Raw genomic sequence first — 20,181 nt, forward strand, 5'->3', positions numbered from 1 at the left:
GCGCCGATCCTTCCATATCTTGCGGCAGATGCCCCCTTGACGGCAGAATCATATGCGTGATGTAATGACGCTGTCACTTGGGAACGGCAGTGGCGCGCCATCCCGCGCAGCAAAGGGGGCAGCGTCGTAAAGCCATGTTCCATCCCGATCTCGCCCGGCATCCCGATTCCTGTCCCGCGCTAGTGCTCAACGCCGATTATACGCCGCTCAGCTACTACCCCTTGAGCCTGTGGCCATGGCAGACCGCGGTCAAGGCGGTTTTCCTCGACCGGGTCACCATCGTCGAGAATTACGAGCGCGAGATTCATTCGCCGACGCGGACGATGCCGATCCCCAGCGTGATCGCGCTCCGCCAATATGTGAAGCCGTCGCAGCACCCGGCCTTCACCCGCTTCAACCTGTTCCTGCGCGACCGCTTCGCGTGCCAATATTGCGGGTCGGGCAAGGATCTGACCTTTGACCATGTCGTGCCGCGCCGGCTCGGCGGGCGGACGACGTGGGAGAATGTCGCGACCGCCTGCGCGCCGTGCAACCTCAAAAAGGGCGGGCGCACGCCGCAGCAGGCGCACATGCCGCTTTATCGCCAGCCGTGGCGGCCGACGAGCTGGCAGCTTCAGGACAATGGCCGCGCCTTTCCGCCGAACTATCTGCACGAAAGCTGGATCGACTGGCTTTACTGGGATGTCGAACTGGAAGGCTGACGGGAACCCGAACGGGGCGGACAGAAGGATATTCGCGCAGAGGCCACAGAGAATTTTGATTCACGCGGAGACACGGAGACGCGGAGATTTTGGCTCAGGCTGACAGGCCTCTTTCCTGTCTCTCCATCCCGGTCTTCCAATAGGTCGCAAGATAAGGCCGCTTCGCGGCAGGCCCTAACCTCTCCGCGTCTCCGCGTGAACCAAATCCAACCTCTCTGCGATCTCTGCGTCTCTGCGCGAATATCGTCCTCTTCACTCCTGTTCCCTGCCGTTCACGCCGCAGAAGGGTTACGCAGAGCATAAGCAGGCAGGAAAGGAAAAGATCATGCTCCGTTTCGCCGCCGCCCTCGCCACCCTGCCGCTCGCCGCCTGCGCGACGATCATGCCGTCCGAGCAGCCGGTGACGGTGACTGGCGCCATCACCTATCGCGAACGCATGGCGCTGCCGCCGACCGCGCAGGTCGAAATCCGGCTCGACGACGTCAGCCTGATGGACGCGCCGTCGAAGACGATCGCACAGCAGTCGTTCACCGCCGACGGGCGGCAAGTGCCCTTCGCCTTTTCGCTGACCGTCGATCAGCGCAAGCTCGACGCCAGGGGGCGCTATGCGGTTGCGGCGCGGATTACCGATGCTTCGGGGAAGCTGATGTTCATCACCGACACACATAATGGCGTGACCTTCGACGGGCGCTCGCGGATCGAACTGGGCACGCTGGTGATGGTCCGGACGCGCTGAGAATATAGCGATCGCGTCCGGATTGGCGGCATTAACGCAATGGGCATTGATTAAGCTGAACCGGCCGACCATCCTGCCTTGGGGAGGTCATCGCGTGGGGCGCGCCTTGACCAAACATCAGGGGGAATGATCCTATGGCATATGAAGGTGGAGTCGGGGGGACGTTCAAGAATTTGTGGTCGCCCGACCTGACGACTCGCGCGGGCGCGCTCAGCGCAGCGCAAACGGCATCGACGGCACTCACCATCGTCGCTGTCCTGAGCAGCCTGGGATTATGGTTTTCGGTCGGCACCGACAATCTGATGCGGCTCATCGGCCAAGCCAATCCCGTCATCCTGATTGCCGTTGCCCAGATCATATTGATGTTTGTCGCCGCCGCACTCCTTCGTCGGGGACGGGGCATCGTTGTCGGAATCCTTGCGACGCTGTTATATTTCCTCGGCACGATCCTCAACGGAACCCCCACATCCTGGGTCGTCGGCGCCGTGCTGCTGGGAGCGATGGTCGGCGGGGTCCGCGGCGCACTTGCCTTGCGGCGCGGAAAAGGCTTTTCCGACGACGTCTACGACACCTTCGCCTGACGGACTGCCAAGCGCGGCATAGCTATGCGCCGCTTGACGTAGCGTTCGCTGCAGTGCAGCAAGTGCGCTCATGGGCCCACCGATCCAGATCAGCCAGAACCCCGACATCCGCTATCTCGGGCGGATCCTTGGCGACGTCATCCGCGCCTATGGCGGCGAGAAACTGTTCCGGCAGACCGAATATATCCGATCGTCGAGCGTCGACCGCCATCGCGGCATCGCTGGAGCGGAAGCGATCGATCCGGGGCTCGACGCGCTGAGCCTCGACGACACGATCGCCTTTGTGCGCGGCTTCATGCTCTTTTCGATGCTCGCCAACCTCGCCGAGGACAGACAAGGCGTCGCCGCCGAGCCCGAGGCGACGGTCGCCGCGGCGCTGGACAAGCTGAAGGGCGACGGGATCGGCCGCGACGCGGTCGCAGCGCTGCTGGACGCCGCGCTCGTCGCGCCGGTGTTGACCGCGCACCCGACCGAGGTGCGGCGCAAGTCGGTGCTCGACCACAAGAATCGCATCGCGGACCTGATGCGGCTGCGCGACGCGGGGCTGGACGAAACCCCCGAAGGCGACGCGATCGAGGATGCGATCCGCCGTCAGGTCGTGCTACTGTGGCAGACGCGGCCGCTGCGCACCGAGAAATTGTTCGTCGCCGACGAGATCGACAATGCGCTCACTTATTTGCGCGATGTCTTCCTGCCGGTGGTGCCGCGGCTCTACGCCCGCTGGGAAAAGGAGCTGGGAACGCGCCCGGCGAGTTTCCTGCGCGTCGGGAGCTGGATCGGCGGCGACCGCGACGGCAATCCCTTCGTCACCGCCGAGACGCTGCACATGGCGACGAGCCGCAATGCGGCGGCGGTGCTCGGCCATTATGCCGACGCGGTCCATGCGCTCGGCGCCGAGCTGTCGGTGTCATCCGCGCTGGCGCCGGTCCCCGCCGCGGTCGAGGCGCTGGCCGAAGCGAGCGGCGACACCGCGCCGAGCCGCAGCGACGAGCCCTATCGCCGCGCGCTGTCGGGCATCTACGCGCGCATCTGCGCGACTTACGCCGCCATCGTCGGCGAAGCGCCGCCGCGCCCGTCGCCACTGGCGGGCGACGCCTATCGCACCCCCGCCGATTTTCGCCGCGACCTCGTCACCATCGCCGACGGCCTGTCGGCGAGCGGCGAGGGGCAGCTTGCGGGGATCGGCGCGCTCGGGCGATTGATCCGCGCGGTCGAGGTCTTCGGCTTCCACCTCGCGACGCTCGACATGCGGCAGAACAGCGCGGTGCACGAGCGCGTGCTCGCCGAACTTCTCAGGGTTTCGGGGGTCGAAGCCGACTATCTCGCGCTGGACGAGGAAGCGCGCGTCGCGCTGCTGCGCCGCGAGCTCGGCGTCAACCGCCCGCTCGCGGCGCCGTGGCACCAGTGGAGCGAAGAGACTGCGGGCGAACTCGCGATCGTCCACGCCGCCGCCGCGATCCGCGCCAGGCTGGGCCCCGACGCGATCGTGCAATGGATCATCAGCAAGGCCGAAAGCCTGTCCGACCTGCTCGAGGTTCATGTCCTCGCGCGCGAGGCGGGGCTGTGGTCGGCCGAGGGCGCCGACACGCTGATGGTCGTGCCCCTGTTCGAGACGATCGCCGACCTCGATGACGCGCCCGCGATCATGGCGCGCTATTTCGCGCTGCCCGAAATCGCGCCGCAGGTCGCCGCGCGCGGGCATCAGGAAGTGATGATCGGCTATTCGGATTCGAACAAGGACGGGGGCTATCTGACCTCGACCTGGGGGCTGCACCAGGCGTCGGATGCGCTGACCCCGGTGTTCGACGCCGCGGGCAGCGCGATGCAGCTGTTCCACGGCCGCGGCGGCGCGGTCGGGCGCGGCGGCGGCAGCGCCTTCGCGGCGATCCGCGCGCAGCCCGCGGGAACGGTGCAGGGCCGCATCCGCATCACCGAGCAGGGCGAGGTGATCGCGGCCAAATATGGCACCGCCGACAGCGCGGCGACCAATCTGGAGGCGATGGTGTCGGCGAGCCTGCTCGCCAGCCTCGAGCCCGAGGGGCTGAACGCCGCGAACTGCGGGCGCTTCACCGCAGCGATGGACGCGCTGTCGGGCACGGCGTTCGGGGCGTATCGCGGCCTTGTCTACGACACACCGGCGTTCAAGGATTTCTTCCGCGCGATGACCCCGATCGCCGAGATCGCGGGGCTCAAGATCGGATCGCGCCCGTCGAGCCGCACCAAATCGACCGCAATCGAGGATCTGCGCGCGATCCCTTGGGTGTTCAGCTGGGCGCAGGCGCGCACGATGCTGCCCGGCTGGTACGGGACGGGCGAGGCCTTCGCGGCGTTCGGCGATCAGGCGCTGCTCGCCGACATGGCGCAAAGCTGGCCCTTCTTCGCCGCGCTGCTCGACAATATGGAGATGGTGCTCGCGAAATCGGACATGGGAATCGCGGCGCGCTATGCCGAACTGGCCGCCCATGTCGACGGGCACGACGCGATCTTCGCGCGTGTCCGCGACGGCTGGAACCGCGCGCATGACGGGCTGCTCCGGGTCACCGGCCAGTCGCGGCTGCTCGAGAAGAATCCCGCCCTCGAAGCGTCGATCCGGCTGCGACTGCCCTATATCGAGCCGCTCAACCTGCTGCAGATCGAACTGATGAAGCGCCACCGCGCGGGCGAAACCGACCCGCGCATTGCCGAGGGCATCCAGCTCACGATCAACGCGATCGCGACGGCACTCAGGAACAGCGGGTAGACCCAAACACCGTCATTGCGAGCGGAGCGAAGCAATCTCCAGCTATCGGCCCTGCGCAAGGCCGATAGCTGGAGATTGCTTCGTCGCTATGCTCCTCGCAATGACAATGGTCGTCGCGTCACCCCTTGGTGATCAGCACCTTGCCCTTGGCGTTCGCACCATCGGGGGTGAAGTCGATCGTGAAATCGTCGCCGTCCTTCGATCGGCCCGCAAGCCTGTCGCCGGTGCGGGTGACCTTGATGCCCTTTTTGGCGAATTCGCCCGCCATCCAGTCGGCGGCCTTCGCCGGCGCCGCGGGCGAGGTGAAGCCGAGTTCGACCTTGGCCTTGTCGCTATCGTCCCTGACGTTCGCGTCGACGTTGACCGTCGTGACCTTGCTGCCGGGATAGAGCTTTACGCCGTCGATGTCGAAATCGCTCTCGATGTCGAGGTTGGCGAAATCGGGGAGCTTCATGTCGATCCCGGCACCCTCGCCGCCGATCTTGATCCGGCCGCCGTCCTTGTCGGCGCTGATGTGGACCCCGCCCTTTTCGTCGCCGGCGTTGATCGAAACTTCGGGCTGGTCTTTCTTCTCGCTCTGCCCGCAGGCGGCGAGAAGCATCATCGGGGGGAGCAGATAGGCGAAACGCATCGGGCATCTCCTTAGTGCATTGTTTGAATAATACACCTTGGAGATTGGCGGGTCAACGTCTCATCCATCGTCATGCTGAACTCGATTCAGCATCCATTCGCCCTCACCTGTGGGGCGAGCGCCGAATGGACCCCGGATCAAGTCCGGGGTGACGAAGACAATAAGGGACGGGTCAGGCGTCGATGCTGGTCTTGAGGTCGCCGTGCACCAGCCCGCCGTCGACCGCGATCGTGTCGCCGACGACATAGTCGCCCGCCTTCGACGCGAGGAAGATCGCGGCGCCCGCCATGTCCTCGGGATTGCCGATGCGCTTGACCGGAATGCTTTTCGCCACGGCATCGCCATGGTCGCGCGCGGCCTTGTTCATGTCCGACTGGAAGGCGCCCGGCGCGATCGCGGTGACGAGGATATGATCGGTGACCAACCGCGCCGCGAGGCGCTTGGTGAGATAAAGGATCGCCGCCTTCGACGCGTGGTAGCTGTAGGTCTCCCACGGATTGAGGCGCAGACCGTCGATCGAGCCGATGTTGATGACCTTCGCCGGACGGTCGGCGGTGCCCGCAGCCTTGAGCAGGCCGTGGAGCGCCTGCGTCAGGAAGAAGGGCGACTTGACGTTGATGTCCATCACCTTGTCCCAGCCCGCCTCGGGGAAGCCCTCGAACGGCTCGCCCCACGCGGCGCCCGCGTTGTTGACGAGGATGTCGAGGCGTTCCTCGCGCGCTTCGAGTTCCTTGGCGAGCGCGCGGCAACCCTCGACGGTCGAGAGGTCGACGGGAAGCCCGATGACCTTGCCCGGATAGCGCGTTTCGAAATCGGCAACGGCTTCCTCGATCTGCGCGGTCTTGCGCGCCGAGATATAGACGCGCGCGCAGCCCGCGGCGAGATAGCCCTCGACGATCATCTTGCCGATGCCGCGCGAGCCGCCGGTGACGAGTGCGATGCGGCCATCGAGGCCGAACATGTCCTGAAGATTCATTGTCGTTCTCCGATATTCCCCTCCCGCTTGCGGGAGGGGTTAGGGGTGGGCCAGCAACGGTGCGGTTGCCCACCCCGCTGCGAGTAGCGAGCAAGCTCGCAACTCTCGCTGCCCCTCCCGCCAGCGGGAGGGGATGGGTTCAACTCAGTAGCCGTTCATCCGCGCAACCTGGTCGATGTGATAATGCACATCGCCCATATATTCGGCGAGCGCGCGGTCGCGTTTCATATAGAGGCCGATGTCATATTCGTCGGTCATGCCGATGCCGCCGTGCATCTGCACGCCCTCACGCACCGCGAGGTTGGCGGCGCGGCCGGCCTTCGCCTTGGCGACCGAGACCATCAGCTTCGCGCCCTCGCTACCTTCGTCGAGCAGTTGCTGCGCCTTCATCACCGTGGCGCGCGCGACCTCCATTTCGCCATAGAGATGCGCGGCGCGGTGCTGGAGGCCCTGGAACTCGCCGATCAGCTTGCCGAACTGCTTGCGTTCCTTGAGGTAGGTGACGGTCCGATCCATCGCGCCCTGACCGACGCCGACCATTTCGGCCGCAGCGCCGGTGCGGGTGGCGGCGAGCAAAGCGTCGAGGATGTCGCCGCCGGCATCGACCTCGCCGATCACCGCATCGGCATCGACTTCGACCCCGTCGAGGGTGACGTGGCTCGCGAGGCTCGAGTCGACGAGGCGGCGCGGATCGGCGGTCAGGCCTTTCGCATCCTTCGGCACCGCGAACAAAGTGATCCCGCCGTCGGTCTTCGCCGCGACGATGCTCATGTCGGCGACATGACCGTGAAGCACGAAGCTCTTCTTGCCGTCGAGGCGGAAGCCGTTGCCGGCGCGGGTCGCGGTGGTGGCGATGCGGTCGGGGCGGTGCTTGGCGCCTTCGTCGATCGCGAGCGCGACGATCGCTTCGCCGCTGGCGATCGCGGGGAGCCAGCGGCCCGCCTGCGTGCCGCCCGCCTTCGCGAGTGCGGCGACCGCGCCGACGCTGGTCGCGAGGAACGGCGACGGGGTCAGGTTGCGGCCGATCTCCTCGAGCACGATGCCCGCCTCCATATGCCCCATGCCGAGCCCGCCGTGCGCTTCGGGAACGAGCATGCCGGGCAAGCCCATTTCGGTGAACTGGGCCCAGAGGTCGCGCGAGAAGCCGGTGGCGTCGGCGCTGTCGCGAAGCTGGCGGAGGTGCGCGACCGGCGCCTGCTCGGCCACGAAGGGCGCGACGCTGTCCTTGAGCATCGCCTGGTCGTCGTTGTGATAAAGCGGCATGGGTCAGGCTCCGGGCAGGTCGAGGATACGCTTGGCGATGACGTTGAGCATGACTTCGCTCGTTCCGCCTTCGATCGAATTGGCCTTGGTGCGCAGCCAGGTGCGCGCGCGGGCGCCGCCCTTGCTCTCCTCGCTGTCCCATTCGAGCGCGTCGCTGCCGCCGCCCGCCATCACCAGTTCATGGCGGCGCTTGTTGAGCTCAGTGCCGACATATTTCATCATGTTCGACGACGCGGGGTGCGCGCGGCCGGTCTTCCACATGTCCATGAAGCGCTCGCCCATCGCACGGTAGGCAAAGACGTCGACGTCGAACGCCGCCATCTCGGCGCGCAGGATCGGATCGTCGAGTTCGCCGGCCGCATTCTTGCCGAACGCCTTGGCGAAGGCGCCGCCGATGCTGACCATGTCGCCCCCCGCGCCGCCGCCCGAGATCATCTCGCGTTCGTGACCGAGCAGATATTTGGCGACGTCCCAGCCGCGGTTGATCTCGCCGACGAACTGCGTCTTCGGCACCTCGACATCGTCGAAGAAGGTTTCGCAGAAGGGCGAGTTGCCCGAAATCAGCAGGATCGGCTTGGTCGTGACGCCCTTGCTCTCCATATCGAAGAGCATGAAGGTAATGCCCTGATATTTGTTCGCCTTGTCGGTGCGGACGAGGCAGAAAATCCAGTCGGCCTTGTCGGCATAGCTGGTCCAGATCTTCGACCCGTTGACGACCCAATGATCGCCCTTGTCCTCGCCAAACGTCTGGAGCGAGACGAGGTCGCTGCCCGAGCCGGGTTCCGAATAGCCCTGGCACCAGCGGATTTCGCCGCGCGCGATCGGGTTCAGATAATGGACCTTCTGTTCCTCGGTGCCGAATTGCAGCAGCGCGGGGCCGAGCATCCAGATACCGAAGCTGTCGAGCGGCGAGCGCGCGTGGATGCGCTTCATTTCCTGTTTGAGGACCTTGGTCTCTTCGGGGGTCAGCCCGGCGCCGCCATAGGGCTTCGGCCAGTCGGGGACGGTATAGCCCTTGGCTACGCAGGCATCGAGCCACTGCTTCTGCGCGGCATTCTTGAACTTAAATTTGCGTCCGCCCCAGCAGACGTCGTCTTCGTCGCGGATCGGTTCGCGCATTTCGGGGGGACAATTGGCTTCCAGCCACGCGCGCACTTCGATGCGGAAGGCGTCCAGATCGCTCATCTCAAAGGCTCCTCTTCTGGGCACGAAACTAAGGCCTGATCGCTCCTTTACGCAAGCGTCAACTTGAGTGCGGGAACCGACGCTACGGCGCCGTAACGGAAGGTCGAGAGCCGTTGACGATGGCCGCTTCGCGCCTAAGCTAGGTGGCAAAAGAAAACGGGAGCAGAGATATGCGATTCGCAGGCAAGGTCGCCGTGATTACCGGCGCGGCATCGGGCATCGGCAAGGCGGCGGTGCTGAAACTCGCGGGCGAAGGCGCGCACGTCTTCGCCGCCGATATCGACGAAGCGGGCGGCAAGGCGCTCGCCGAGCAATCAAACGGCAAGATCGATTTCGTCCGCTGCGACGTCACCGTGCCGAGCGACATCGAGGCGCTGATGAACACCGCCGCCGAAAAGACGGGCGGGATCGACATCGTCTTCAACAACGCCGCTGCGGGCGGCGATCGCGCCCCGATCGACGAGATCACGCCAGAGGGGTGGGACCGCTCGATGGACCTGATTCTGAAATCGGTCGCAATGGGCATCCGCTATGCGAGCCCGCACATGAAGGGGCGCAAGGGCGCCAGCATCGTCAACACCGCGAGCGTTGCGGCGCTCGGCGCCGGCTATTCGCCGACCGCCTATGCGGTCGCCAAGGCGGGAGTGCTCCACTTGACCAAGGTCGCGGCGACCGACCTTGCGCAATATGGCATCCGCGTGAACGCGATCTGCCCCGGCTTCATCAACACCAATATCTTCACCTCGTCGCTCGAGGTGCCCGACGCGAGCAAGGACGCGGCGAAGGCGATCATCGCCGACATGAGCGCGCACGCGCAGCCGGTCGCGCGCGGCGGCCAGCCCGAGGATATCGCCAACGCCGTCGCCTATCTGGCGAGCGAGGACAGCTCGTTCATGACCGGCACCCACATGCTCGTCGACGGCGGGCTGACGATCGGCCAGCGTCACGCCTGGGATCCCGAGGCGCCGGGGATGTTCGACGCGCTGACCGCGATGGAGGAAGCCGCTCAGGCCGGAACCGCCGCGTGAGCGCCGACACGCCGCCGCAGACGCGGCTGCCGCTGGGCCTCAAGCTCTATCACGGGCTCGGCAGCGTCGCCTATGGCGTCAAGGACAACGGCTTTTCGACCTTCCTGCTGATCTTCTACAGCCAGGTGGTCGGGCTCGACGCGAGCCTTGTTTCGCTCGCGCTGATGTTCGCGCTGCTCGCCGACGCGTTCGTCGATCCGCTGATCGGCTATTTCTCCGACCGCACCTATACGCGCTGGGGACGCCGCCATCCGTGGCTCTATCTGGCGCCGCTGCCGCTCGGGCTCGCGTGGATGCTGCTGTGGTCGCCGCCGGCCGACCATACGCATATCTTCGCCTATCTGGTCGTGGTCGCGATGCTGGTGCGCACGCTCGTCTCGTGCTGCGAAGTGCCGTCGCAATCGCTCGTCGCCGAACTGACGAGCGACTATGACGAGCGCACCGCGCTCGTCCGCTTTCGCTTTCTCTTCGCCTGGGGTGGCGGGCTGCTCGTCTTCTTCCTCGCCAACACCGTCTTCCTGCGCGCCGACGCGACGCACGAGTTCGGCCAGCTCAACCCGTCCGGCTATTGGCTCTATGGCCTCTGCGGCGCGCTGATCATGGGGGTGACGGTGATCGTCTCGGCGCTCGGCCAGCATCGCCGCGTCGCGCATTGGCCGGCGACGAAACCCGAGCCCGCATCGCCGAAACAGGCCTTTGCCGAGATTTTCGAGGCGCTGCGCCATCCCGCCGCGCTGATCCTGCTCGGCGCCTCGCTGATCGCGATTTCGAGCACGCAGATGACCTTCACCATCTCGAACTTCCTCTATCTTTATGTCTGGCGCTTTTCCGAAGGCGCCTTCGCGGCGCTGCCATGGCTGCTGATGGTGAGCGTGATGATCGCCTTCGTGATCGTGCAGCCGCTCCATCACCGCTTCGGCAAGAAGAAGGTCGCGGTGGTGTGCGGGGTGATCAGCACGATCTTCTGGACCGTGCCCTTCGCGCTGTTCCTGTCGGGGCATTGGCCGGCGATCGGGTCGGCCTTTTCGAGCAATCTGCTGATGGCCTTCATCCTTATATCGAACGTCAATGCGGTGATGGTGATGATCTCGGGCCAGTCGATGCTGGCCGACGTCGTCGAGGCGTCGCAGGTCGAGACCGGACGCCGCACCGAGGGAATTTTCGCCGCCGGCTGGATGTTCGTCCAGAAATGCGCGACCGCGGTCGGCATCGGGCTGACCGGCCTGCTGATCAGCCTGTCGGGACTGCCCTCGAAAGCGGTTCCGGGTCAGGTCGCACCCGACGTGATCGACTGGCTCGTGGTCAGCTACAGCCTGATCGTCGTCGTCGCGACAATCGCCTCGACCTGGACCTTCGCCCGCTTTCCGATCAACCGCGCCGACCATGAAGCGCGGGTCGCGGCGCTCGCCGCGTCGGAAGCCGCCGGGCTTCAATGACCGCTACCGCATCAACCGCCCCGCTGCCGACGCGGATCAAGCTCGCGCATGGGCTCGGCAGCGTCACCATGGGGGTGAAGGAGGCGGGGCTCACCACCTTCTTCATGATCTATTACAACCAGGTGCTCGGCTTCGACCCGCGGGTCGTGTCGCTGGTGCTGATCGGCGCGATGCTGATCGATGCGCTCGTCGATCCGCTGATCGGCCGCCTGTCCGACGCGACGCGGACGCGGCTCGGGCGGCGGCTGCCGTGGCTCTATGGCGCGGCGCTGCCGATGGCGATCGCCTGGGCACTGCTCTGGGTGTCGCCCGACGTCGCCCGGCATTCGACCCTCGGCCTGATCCTCAACGTCGTCGCGGTGCGCGTGCTCGTTTCGGCGTGCGAGATTCCGTCGGTGTCGCTCGTTGCCGAGCTGACGCGCGATTATGACGAGCGCACCACGCTGATGCGCTTTCGCTTCCTGTTCGGCTGGCTCGGCGGGCTGGCGGCGACCGCGCTCGCCTATGGCTATTTTCTGAAGTCCGACGACCCGGCGCGCAGCGGCCTGCTCGATCCGTCGGGCTATGCCGCCTTCGGCCTGTTCGGCGCGACGTTGATCCTCGTCTCAACGCTCGGCTCGGCGGCCGGCCAGCAGCGGCGCATCCTGGCGCTGCCGCCGCCGCCCGTGCAGGCGCATGGCTCCTCGATGCTGACCGACATCGCGCTCGCCTTTCGCAATCCGGCCTTCATCGCGCTGGCGAGCGGCGCGCTGTTCGTCGTCACCGGCTATGCGACGACTATCGCCGCGACCAATTACACGATGCTCTATATCTGGCGGCTGAGCGACGACCAGCTCGCGCTCTATCCGATCGGCCTCGCGGTCGCGGTGTTCGGCGCCTTCGCCGCGGTGGGCCTTGCGCACCGCCGCTTCGGCAAGCGCGATACGGCGATCGCCGCGGTGCTGTTCAGCGGTGTGGTCGCCTTCCTGCCCTATGCGGCGCGCAACCTCGGCTGGTGGCCCGAGCTCGGCGGCTGGCCGTCGATGGTGCTGCTCCTCACGCTCCAGACCATTTCGCTGTTCGGGCTGGTCGTCGGCCATATCTCCTGCTCGTCGATGGTCGCCGAGATCGTCGAGGCGCACGAGATCGAGCATGGCACGCGGATCGAGGGGGTCTTCTTCGCGGGCTATCTGATGACGCAGAAATTCGGCCAGGCGCTCGGCATCTTCACCGTCGGCCAGCTCGTCGCCTATGTCGGGCTCGGCGAGCGCGTGCGACCCGACGACTGGCCCGCGAGCGCCGCGGCGACGATGGGCTGGATCTTCGCCGGGCTGATGATTTTGATCGCGATCATGGCGGCCGCCGGGCTGCGCCGCTACGCAATCGACCGGGCCGGCCACGAGGCGCGACTCGCGGCGCTTGCCGACAGGATCGACGAAGCGCCGCGGTCCTAGCGGAACAGGGGGCGGAGGATTGCGCGACTCGCCGCGCGGGAGCAACTTTCTGCGCGGCGGGACTTGGCAAGGCGGGCGAATCGGTCCAAGGGTTTACGTAAACGTAAAGGGAAAGGAACGCAGATGGATTTCGATCTCACCGACCGGCAGCAGCATTGGCAGGGCCGGGTGCGCGAGTTCATCGAGCGCAAGGTGCGCCCGGCGGTTCCCACCTACAAGGAACAGGACGAGGCGGGCGACCGCTGGAAGGTGATCCAGGTCGTCGAGGATCTGAAGGCCGAGGCGAAGGCCGCGGGCATCTGGAACCTGTTCATGCCCCCGCGCAGCGGCGCGCACCATCATGTCGACGAGACGTTCGAGTTCGAAGGCCCTGGCCTCACCAATCTCGAATATGCGCTGTGCGCCGAGGAGATGGGCCGCGTCGGCTTCGCGAGCGAGGTGTTCAACTGTTCGGCGCCCGACACCGGCAATATGGAGGTCTTCCACCGTTACGGCACGCGCGCGCAGAAGGACAAATGGCTTGGGCCACTGATGAACGGCGAGATCCGCTCGGCCTTCCTGATGACCGAGCCGCAGGTCGCCTCGTCCGATGCGACGAATATCGAGACGCGGATCGCGCGCGACGGCGACGATTATGTCATCAACGGCACCAAATGGTGGTCGTCGGGCGCGGGCGATCCGCGCTGCAAGGTCGCGATCGTGATGGGCAAGACCGACTTCGAGGCGAAGCGCCACGCGCAGCAGTCGATGCTCGCGGTGCCGATGGACACGCCCGGCATCCACATCAAGCGCCACCTGCCCGTCTTCGGCTATGACGACGCGCCGCACGGCCATATGGAAATCGAACTCAAGGACGTGCGCGTCAATGCCGAGGATGCGATGCTGCTCGGCGCGGGGCGCGGCTTCGAGATCGCGCAGGGCCGCCTCGGGCCGGGGCGCATCCACCATTGCATGCGCACGATCGGCGTCGCCGAGGAAGCGCTGGAGAAGATGTGCAAGCGGCTGCAATCGCGCACCGCCTTCGGCAAGACGATCGCCGAGCACAGCATCTGGGAACAGCGCATCGCCCGCGCGCGCATCGACATCGAGATGACGCGCCTGCTTTGCCTGAAGGCCGCCGATATGATGGACAAGGTCGGCAACAAGTCGGCGGCGGCCGAGATCGCGATGATCAAGGTGCAGGCGCCGAACATGGCGCTGCAGATCATCGACGACGCGATCCAGGCGCACGGCGGCGGCGGCGTGTCCGAAGATTTCGGCCTCGCCAAGGCCTATGCGCACCAGCGCACGCTGCGCCTCGCCGACGGGCCCGACGAGGTCCACGCACGCGCGATTTCGCGCATCGAGCTGGCGAAGCATGCGCCCGCCAGTGATCCGGGCTTCTCGTCGGGGGACATCGGGGTTTCGCGCTAAGCTTCCCTCCCGCTTGCAGGAGGGGCCGGGGAGGGCCTGTTCCGCTTCGAGTTCGACACTCCCTCCCCTGACCCCTTCCACACGCGGCAGGGGGACCAAATGGAGATTTTGATGACCAAAGCCGCCGTCCTGATCGAACCGGGCAAACCGCTGCAGATCGAAGAGATCGTCGTCGACAAGCCCGGCCCGCATGAAGTGCGCATCCGCACCGCAGCGTGTGGCCTCTGCCATTCGGACCTGCATTTCATCGACGGCGCCTATCCGCATCCGCTGCCCGCGATTCCGGGCCATGAGGCGGCGGGGATCGTCGAGGCGGTCGGCAGCGAGGTCCGCACGGTGAAGCCGGGAGACGCGGTCGTCACCTGCCTCAGCGCCTTCTGCGGCCATTGCGAGTTCTGCGTCAGCGGCCGCATGTCGCTGTGCATGGGCGGCGACACGCGCCGCCCTGTCGGATCGGCCCCGCGCATCACGCGTCCCGACGGATCGCCGGTCAATCAGATGCTCAATCTCTCGGCCTTCTCCGAGGTGATGCTGGTCCACGAACATGCGTGCGTCGCGATCGACCCCGACATGCCGCTCGACCGCGCCGCGGTGATCGGCTGCGCGGTGACGACGGGCGCGGGAACGATCTTCAACGCCTGCAAGGTGACCCCGGGCGAGACGGTCGCGGTCGTCGGCTGCGGCGGCGTCGGGCTCGCGACGATCAACGCCGCGAAGATCGCGGGCGCGGGGCGCATCATCGCCGCCGATCCGGTTCCCGAAAAGCGCGCGCTGGCGCAGAAGCTGGGCGCGACCGACGTCGTCGACGCGCTCGCCGACGATGCCGCGAAGCAGATCGTCGAGCTGACGAAGGGCGGCGTCGATCATGCGATCGAAGCGGTCGGGCGTCCGGCCTCGGCGAGTCTTGCGGTTGCCTCGCTTCGCCGCGGCGGCACCGCGACGATCCTCGGCATGATGCCGCTTTCGGAAAAGGTCGGGCTCGGCGCGATGGACCTGCTTTCGGGCAAGAAGCTCCAGGGCGCGATCATGGGAGGCAACCGCTTCCCCGTCGATATTCCGCGCCTCGTCGATTTCTACCTGCGCGGGCTGCTCGACCTCGACAGCATCGTCGCCGAAACGATTCCGCTCGCAAAGATCAACGAAGGATTCGACAAGATGAAGAAAGGCGATGCCGCGCGGTCGGTGATCGTGTTCGACCAATGACGACGGGTCTCGACGCGCAAAAGGCCTTCAGCGGCACCGTCGCACCCGAAGGTTCCGACCGCCTCGACGAGGCGAAGCTGACGGCGTGGATGGAAGCGAATGTCGCGGGCTTTCAGGGGCCGCTGACGCAGGGCAAGTTCGCCGGCGGCCAGTCGAACCCGACCTACAAGATCAGCGCGCCGTCGGGCAATTATGTGCTCCGGCGCAAACCCTTCGGCCCGCTGCTTCCCTCGGCGCACGCGGTCGACCGCGAGTATAAGGTGCAGGCCGGCCTTCATAAAATCGGCTTCCCGGTCGCGCGCCAATATGGGCTGTGCACCGACGACAGCGTCGTCGGCAGCTGGTTCTATGTCATGGGGATGGTCGACGGCCAGACGATCTGGGACGGATCGATGCCCGGTTCGACGCCCGAGAACCGCCGCGCGACCTATGATGCGATGATCGACACGCTCGCCGCGCTGCACAACGTCGATGTCGAGGCAGCGGGGCTGGCGGACTTCGGCAAGCCCGGCAATTATTTCGGCCGCCAGGTCGATCGCTGGACCAAGCAGTACAAGCTGTCCGAAACCGAGACGATGGACGAGATGGAGCGGCTGATCGCCTGGCTGCCCGCGACGCTGCCCGAGCAGACGCGCACCAGCGTCGTCCACGGCGACTATCGCATCGACAATATGATCTTCGCCAAGGACCGACCCGAGGTGCTCGCGGTGCTCGACTGGGAGCTGTCGACGCTCGGCGATCCGCTCGCCGACTTCACCTATGTCGCGATGGCGTGGGTGACCGAGAATGGCGGGCGATCGGGCGTCATGGACCTCGACCGCGTGAGCCTGGGCATTCCCGAGCTCGACGAGGTCGTCGAGCGTTATTGCGCCGCCACCGGCCGCGACGGCGTGCCCGACATGAACTGGTATTTCGCCTATAATTTCTTCCGCCTCGCCGGAATCATGCAGGGGATCAAGAAGCGCGTCATCGACGGCACCGCGTCATCGGCGCACGCCAAGGCGATGTCCGAACGCGTCCTGCCGCTCGCCGAAAAGGCCTGGGACTTTGCGCGAAAGGCCGGCGCATGAGCCTGTTCGACATGACGGGCCAGGTCGCGCTGATCACCGGGTCATCGCGCGGCATCGGCAAGGCGATCGCCGAAGCGATGGCCGAACAGGGCGCAAAGGTCGTGATATCGAGCCGCAAGCAGGACGCGTGCGACGCGGTCGCGGCCGCACTGAACGCGAAATATGGCGACGGAACCGCGATCGCGGTCGCCGCGAACATCTCGTCGAAAGACGATCTGCAACATCTGGTCGATGCTACGACCGCGGCCTTCGGCCCGGTCACCGCGCTCGTCTGCAACGCCGCGTCGAACCCCTATTACGGCCCGTCGGCGGGGATCAGCGACGAGCAGTTCCGCAAGATCCTCGACAATAATATCGTCGCCAATCACTGGCTGATCCACATGTGCGCGCCGGCGATGCTCACGGCGGGCAAGGGGTCGATCACGATCATCAGCTCGATCGGGGGCCTCAAGGGGTCGTCGATCCTCGGCGCCTATGCGATCTCCAAGGCCGCCGACATGCAGATGGCGCGCAACCTCGCCGATGAATTCGGGCCGCAGGGCGTGCGCGTGAACTGCATCGCGCCCGGCCTCATCAAGACCGACTTCGCGCGGGCGCTGTGGGAAAATCCCGACACGCTGGAAATATCGACGCGCCGCTCGTCGCTTCGCCGCATCGGCGAGCCCGAGGAAATCGCGGGAGCCGCGGTCTTTCTCGCGAGCCGCGCAGGCGGCTTCACCACAGGTCAGACGATCGTCATCGACGGCGGCAATACTTCGAGCGGAGGATGAACATGGGCGCATTGGACGGCAAGATCGCGATCATCACCGGCGCGGGCAGCGGCATCGGCCGCGCAAGTGCGCTGCGTTTCGCCGCCGAGGGCGCGAAGCTCGTCATCGGCGACAAGACCGCGGCGGTGCACGACACCGCCAAGGCGGTGAAGGACGCGGGCGGCGAGGTCGTCGCGCTGGAGATCGACGCGGGGGTCGAGGCCGACGTCGCGAAGCTGGTCGCCACCGCGAAGGACAGCTTCGGCGGGCTCGACGTCGCCTTCGCCAACGCCGGGATCATCGGCGACATGGGCGGCATCTTCGATTTCGATCCCGCCGCATGGGCCGAAACGCTGCGCGTCAATCTGATCGGCCCCGCGCTGATGGTGAAGCACGCCGGGAAAGCAATGGTCGATCAGGGCCGCGGCGGCGCGATCGTCCTCACGGCCAGTGTCGCGGGACTCAATTCGGGCGCGGGTCCGGGCGCCTATTCGGCATCGAAGGCCGGGGTCATCAACCTCGCCAAGGTTGCGGCGCAGCAGCTTTCGACAAGCGGCGTGCGCGTCAACGCGGTCTGCCCCGGCCTCACCGAAACCGGGATGACCAAGCCGACCTTCGATTATGCGCGCGCCAAGGAGGTCACCCACAAGCTCGGCCAGCTCAATCCCCTGCGCCGCGCCGCGCAGCCCGAGGAACTCGCGAATGTCGCGCTCTTCCTCGCGAGCGATCAGGCGAGCTATGTCAACGGACAGGCGATCGCGGTCGATGGCGGCCTCACCAGCTCGCACCCGGTGACGCGCCAGCTTCTGGGCCAGACCTCGCACTAGAGAGGAGCGCCCAAGGAAAGGATTTGGCGATGCAGTATCGACAGCTCGGCGACAGCGGGATCGAGGTTTCGGCGATCTGCCTCGGCAGCTGGCTGACCTATGGCGTCGGAGTCGACGACAGCGCGGGCCGCGCCTGCGTCGATGCATCGTTCGATGCCGGGATCAACTTCATCGACACCGCAAACATCTATGGTCGCGGCGCCGCGGAGAGCTTCCTCGGCGATGCGCTGAGAGGACGGCCGCGCGACTCCTATGTGCTCGCGACGAAACTCTTCTTTCCGATGACCGAGAGCGACAAGGGGCTGTCGGCGGCGCAGGTGGCGAAGCAGATCGATGCGAGCCTGACGCGGCTTCGCACCGACTATGTCGACCTCTATCAATGCCATCGCTACGATCCCGACACCCCGCTCGAAGAGACGATGGAGGCGCTGTCCGACGTCGTGCGCAGCGGCAAGGCGCGCGCGATCGGATTTTCCGAATGGTCGCCCGAACAGATTGAGGCGGCGCTCGCGCTGGCGCCGCCATCGGTCAAATTCGTGTCGAGCCAGCCGCAATACAGCCTGCTCTATCGCCGCGCCGAAAAGAAGGTCATCCCGATCAGCATCGCGAACGGCATCGGCCAGATCGTCTGGTCGCCGCTCGCGCAGGGCGTGCTCAGCGGCAAATATCTGCCCGGCGCCGCGCTGCCCGAGGGAAGCCGCGCGACGAGCGACGACGCGCATTTCATGCAGCAGTTCCTGACCGACCCGGTGCTCGAAGCGGTGCAGGGATTGAAATCGGTCGCCGACAAGGCCGGATGCTCGCTGGCGCAGCTCGCGATTGCGTGGGTGCTCGCGCAGCCGGGCATCACGAGCGCGATCGTCGGCGCGAGCAGACCCGACCAACTTCGCGAAACCGCCAGGGCGGCCGACCTCGCGATCAACCCGGCGTTGCTCGCCGAAGCCGCCGCCATCCTCGAAGGAGTCCGCATTTCGTGAGTCACGGTTTCGATACCAGGCGGCTGGACCGCATCCCGGCTTTCCTCGCGGCGAAATATGTCGATAGCGGCCGCCTGCCGCACGCGGCGACTTTGGTGTCGCGGCGCGGCGAGATCGCGCATCTGTCGTGCATCGGCGAAGCGCGACCGGGCGAAGCGCTGAAGGAGGATGCGATCTTTCGCATCGCCAGCATGACCAAGCCGATCACCAGCATCGCCTTCATGATGCTGGTCGAGGAAGGCAAGGTCGCGCTGTCCGATCCGCTGGTGAAGTTCTGCCCCGAGTTCAGGGACACCGGCGTCTTCGTCGCGGGTGGCGGCAATGTTCCCTTCCTGACCCGCCCGCCGGTGCGCCCGATCCTGATGGTCGACCTGCTCCGCCACACCTCCGGGCTGACCTATGGCTTTCAGGAGCGCACGCCGGTCGACGCCGCCTATCGCAAGACGAAGATCGACGATTTCGATGCCGCCTTCACGATGGACAGCTTCATCGAGGGGCTGGCGAAGATTCCGCTGCAATTCGACCCCGGCGCGCACTGGAATTATTCGATGGCGACCGATGTCCTCGGCGCGGTGATCGAGCGGATCGAGGGCAAGCCCTTTGACCAGGTCCTGCAAGAGCGCATTTTCGGCCCGCTCGCCATGGTCGATACCGGGTTCAAGGTGCCCGCCGACCAGCAGCACCGGCTGACCGACGCCTATGCCTTTCACCCGAAGGACAAGATGCAGCAGTTCGACGGTGGCGACCGCAGCCGCTGGGCAAAGGACAGGAGCTTCCATTCGGGCGGCGGCGGGCTCGCCTCGACGCTCCACGACTATCACCGCTTCTGCCTGATGCTGCTCGGCGGCGGGAAATTGGGCGATGTACGGATCATCAGCCGCAAGACGCTGGACCTGATGACGTCGAACCATCTCGTCGGCGGCGGCGACCTGACGCAGCACAGCGTCGGCATCTTTTCGGAAGACGAGAATGCCGGAGTCGGCTTCGGCCTCGGCTTCGCAGTGACGCTCGATCCCGCGGCCGCGGGGATTCCGGGCTCGGCGGGCGATTTTTACTGGGGCGGCATGTTCTCGACCGGCTTCTTCGTCGATCCGGTCGAGGAAATCTGCATGGTCTTCATGACCCAGCTCATGCCCTCCTCCACCTATCCCGTGCGGCGCGAGGTCAAGACTCTCGTTCACGCCGCGATCGACGACTGAAATGCAACACCCCTTTCCGTTCGCCGCGCGCGG

The 20,181-nt window shown here is 66.0% G+C and carries 18 protein-coding genes; 14 read left to right on the plus strand and 4 right to left on the minus strand.

The features are described from left to right. The first annotated feature begins 134 nt into the window (after positions 1 to 134). The 4 genes from NP825_RS16910 to ppc all read left to right on the plus strand — a co-directional run bounded on the left by NP825_RS16910 (position 135) and on the right by ppc (position 4,758). Positions 135 to 701 carry an HNH endonuclease gene (locus tag NP825_RS16910; RefSeq protein WP_257545671.1) on the plus strand — a complete coding sequence of 189 codons (567 nt, stop codon included), beginning with the start codon at positions 135 to 137 and terminating at the stop codon, positions 699 to 701. Positions 702 to 1,026: 325 nt separating this feature from the next. Continuing rightward, entirely contained in the window at positions 1,027 to 1,437 is a 411-nt protein-coding gene (locus NP825_RS16915; RefSeq protein WP_257545673.1) for a YbaY family lipoprotein, read from the plus strand. A 134-nt stretch (positions 1,438 to 1,571) separates the two neighbouring features. Beyond that, positions 1,572 to 2,018, plus strand: coding sequence for a hypothetical protein (locus NP825_RS16920; RefSeq protein ID WP_257545675.1), 447 nt, complete (start codon positions 1,572 to 1,574; stop codon positions 2,016 to 2,018). 70 nt (positions 2,019 to 2,088) lie between these two features. Beyond that, entirely contained in the window at positions 2,089 to 4,758 is a 2,670-nt protein-coding gene (ppc, locus tag NP825_RS16925; RefSeq protein ID WP_257545678.1) for a phosphoenolpyruvate carboxylase, read from the plus strand. 118 nt (positions 4,759 to 4,876) lie between these two features. On the opposite strand, the gene NP825_RS16930 is transcribed toward ppc, so the two are convergent. The 4 genes from NP825_RS16930 to NP825_RS16945 all read right to left on the minus strand — a co-directional run bounded on the left by NP825_RS16930 (position 4,877) and on the right by NP825_RS16945 (position 8,813). Further along, positions 4,877 to 5,389: a hypothetical protein gene (locus NP825_RS16930; RefSeq protein WP_257545680.1), complete on the minus strand. Its 513-nt coding sequence runs from the start codon at positions 5,387 to 5,389 to the stop codon at positions 4,877 to 4,879. A gap of 172 nt (positions 5,390 to 5,561) precedes the next feature. Beyond that, on the minus strand, positions 5,562 to 6,365 hold the full coding sequence (locus tag NP825_RS16935) for an SDR family oxidoreductase (protein ID WP_257545682.1): 804 nt from the start codon (positions 6,363 to 6,365) through the stop codon (positions 5,562 to 5,564). A 144-nt stretch (positions 6,366 to 6,509) separates the two neighbouring features. Then, on the minus strand, positions 6,510 to 7,628 hold the full coding sequence (locus tag NP825_RS16940; RefSeq protein ID WP_257545684.1) for an acyl-CoA dehydrogenase family protein: 1,119 nt from the start codon (positions 7,626 to 7,628) through the stop codon (positions 6,510 to 6,512). Between the two features lie 3 nt (positions 7,629 to 7,631). Continuing rightward, positions 7,632 to 8,813 (minus strand): acyl-CoA dehydrogenase family protein, encoded by a 1,182-nt coding sequence (locus NP825_RS16945; RefSeq protein ID WP_257545687.1) that lies wholly within the window; start codon positions 8,811 to 8,813, stop codon positions 7,632 to 7,634. A gap of 170 nt (positions 8,814 to 8,983) precedes the next feature. Between NP825_RS16945 and NP825_RS16950 the strand changes: the two genes are divergently transcribed. The 10 genes from NP825_RS16950 (at position 8,984) to NP825_RS16995 (ending at position 20,148) form a co-directional block, all read left to right on the plus strand. After that, a complete protein-coding gene (locus tag NP825_RS16950; protein WP_257545689.1) occupies positions 8,984 to 9,841 on the plus strand; it encodes an SDR family NAD(P)-dependent oxidoreductase in 858 nt (285 codons plus the stop codon). Further along, positions 9,838 to 11,277, plus strand: a complete 1,440-nt coding sequence (locus NP825_RS16955) for an MFS transporter (protein WP_257545691.1) — start codon at positions 9,838 to 9,840, stop codon at positions 11,275 to 11,277. Before NP825_RS16950 ends, NP825_RS16955 begins: the two co-directional genes overlap by 4 nt. Continuing rightward, positions 11,274 to 12,710 carry an MFS transporter gene (locus tag NP825_RS16960; RefSeq protein WP_257545693.1) on the plus strand — a complete coding sequence of 479 codons (1,437 nt, stop codon included), beginning with the start codon at positions 11,274 to 11,276 and terminating at the stop codon, positions 12,708 to 12,710. The genes NP825_RS16955 and NP825_RS16960 overlap by 4 nt, the downstream gene beginning before the upstream one ends. Before the next feature lie 123 nt (positions 12,711 to 12,833). Further along, positions 12,834 to 14,123, plus strand: coding sequence for an acyl-CoA dehydrogenase family protein (locus tag NP825_RS16965; RefSeq protein WP_257545696.1), 1,290 nt, complete (start codon positions 12,834 to 12,836; stop codon positions 14,121 to 14,123). Between the two features lie 111 nt (positions 14,124 to 14,234). Further along, a complete protein-coding gene (locus tag NP825_RS16970) occupies positions 14,235 to 15,326 on the plus strand; it encodes a Zn-dependent alcohol dehydrogenase (RefSeq protein ID WP_257545698.1) in 1,092 nt (363 codons plus the stop codon). Next, positions 15,323 to 16,396 carry a phosphotransferase family protein gene (locus tag NP825_RS16975; RefSeq protein WP_257545701.1) on the plus strand — a complete coding sequence of 358 codons (1,074 nt, stop codon included), beginning with the start codon at positions 15,323 to 15,325 and terminating at the stop codon, positions 16,394 to 16,396. Before NP825_RS16970 ends, NP825_RS16975 begins: the two co-directional genes overlap by 4 nt. Then, complete coding sequence (locus NP825_RS16980; protein WP_257545703.1) at positions 16,393 to 17,166, plus strand: SDR family NAD(P)-dependent oxidoreductase; 774 nt, start codon at positions 16,393 to 16,395, stop codon at positions 17,164 to 17,166. Before NP825_RS16975 ends, NP825_RS16980 begins: the two co-directional genes overlap by 4 nt. 2 nt (positions 17,167 to 17,168) lie before the next feature. Next, positions 17,169 to 17,972 carry an SDR family NAD(P)-dependent oxidoreductase gene (locus NP825_RS16985; protein WP_257545705.1) on the plus strand — a complete coding sequence of 268 codons (804 nt, stop codon included), beginning with the start codon at positions 17,169 to 17,171 and terminating at the stop codon, positions 17,970 to 17,972. A 29-nt stretch (positions 17,973 to 18,001) separates the two neighbouring features. Next, a complete protein-coding gene (locus NP825_RS16990) occupies positions 18,002 to 18,949 on the plus strand; it encodes an aldo/keto reductase family protein (protein WP_257545708.1) in 948 nt (315 codons plus the stop codon). Further along, positions 18,946 to 20,148 carry a serine hydrolase gene (locus tag NP825_RS16995; protein ID WP_257545710.1) on the plus strand — a complete coding sequence of 401 codons (1,203 nt, stop codon included), beginning with the start codon at positions 18,946 to 18,948 and terminating at the stop codon, positions 20,146 to 20,148. The genes NP825_RS16990 and NP825_RS16995 overlap by 4 nt, the downstream gene beginning before the upstream one ends. Positions 20,149 to 20,181 lie beyond the last annotated feature (33 nt).

This window comes from Sphingopyxis sp. DBS4 (genome assembly GCF_024628865.1).
GTDB lineage: Bacteria > Pseudomonadota > Alphaproteobacteria > Sphingomonadales > Sphingomonadaceae > Sphingopyxis.

Bases quoted from the DNA above. Each gene is read 5' to 3' on its own strand.
- NP825_RS16910 (WP_257545671.1), top strand. From the start codon at position 135: ATGTTCCATCCCGATCTCGCCCGGCATCCCGATTCCTGTCCCGCGCTA.
- NP825_RS16915 (WP_257545673.1), top strand. From the start codon at position 1,027: ATGCTCCGTTTCGCCGCCGCCCTCGCCACCCTGCCGCTCGCCGCCTGC.
- NP825_RS16920 (WP_257545675.1), top strand. From the start codon at position 1,572: ATGGCATATGAAGGTGGAGTCGGGGGGACGTTCAAGAATTTGTGGTCG.
- ppc (WP_257545678.1), top strand. From the start codon at position 2,089: ATGGGCCCACCGATCCAGATCAGCCAGAACCCCGACATCCGCTATCTC.
- NP825_RS16930 (WP_257545680.1), bottom strand. From the start codon at position 5,389: ATGCGTTTCGCCTATCTGCTCCCCCCGATGATGCTTCTCGCCGCCTGC.
- NP825_RS16935 (WP_257545682.1), bottom strand. From the start codon at position 6,365: ATGAATCTTCAGGACATGTTCGGCCTCGATGGCCGCATCGCACTCGTC.
- NP825_RS16940 (WP_257545684.1), bottom strand. From the start codon at position 7,628: ATGCCGCTTTATCACAACGACGACCAGGCGATGCTCAAGGACAGCGTC.
- NP825_RS16945 (WP_257545687.1), bottom strand. From the start codon at position 8,813: ATGAGCGATCTGGACGCCTTCCGCATCGAAGTGCGCGCGTGGCTGGAA.
- NP825_RS16950 (WP_257545689.1), top strand. From the start codon at position 8,984: ATGCGATTCGCAGGCAAGGTCGCCGTGATTACCGGCGCGGCATCGGGC.
- NP825_RS16960 (WP_257545693.1), top strand. From the start codon at position 11,274: ATGACCGCTACCGCATCAACCGCCCCGCTGCCGACGCGGATCAAGCTC.
- NP825_RS16965 (WP_257545696.1), top strand. From the start codon at position 12,834: ATGGATTTCGATCTCACCGACCGGCAGCAGCATTGGCAGGGCCGGGTG.
- NP825_RS16970 (WP_257545698.1), top strand. From the start codon at position 14,235: ATGACCAAAGCCGCCGTCCTGATCGAACCGGGCAAACCGCTGCAGATC.
- NP825_RS16975 (WP_257545701.1), top strand. From the start codon at position 15,323: ATGACGACGGGTCTCGACGCGCAAAAGGCCTTCAGCGGCACCGTCGCA.
- NP825_RS16980 (WP_257545703.1), top strand. From the start codon at position 16,393: ATGAGCCTGTTCGACATGACGGGCCAGGTCGCGCTGATCACCGGGTCA.
- NP825_RS16985 (WP_257545705.1), top strand. From the start codon at position 17,169: ATGGGCGCATTGGACGGCAAGATCGCGATCATCACCGGCGCGGGCAGC.
- NP825_RS16990 (WP_257545708.1), top strand. From the start codon at position 18,002: ATGCAGTATCGACAGCTCGGCGACAGCGGGATCGAGGTTTCGGCGATC.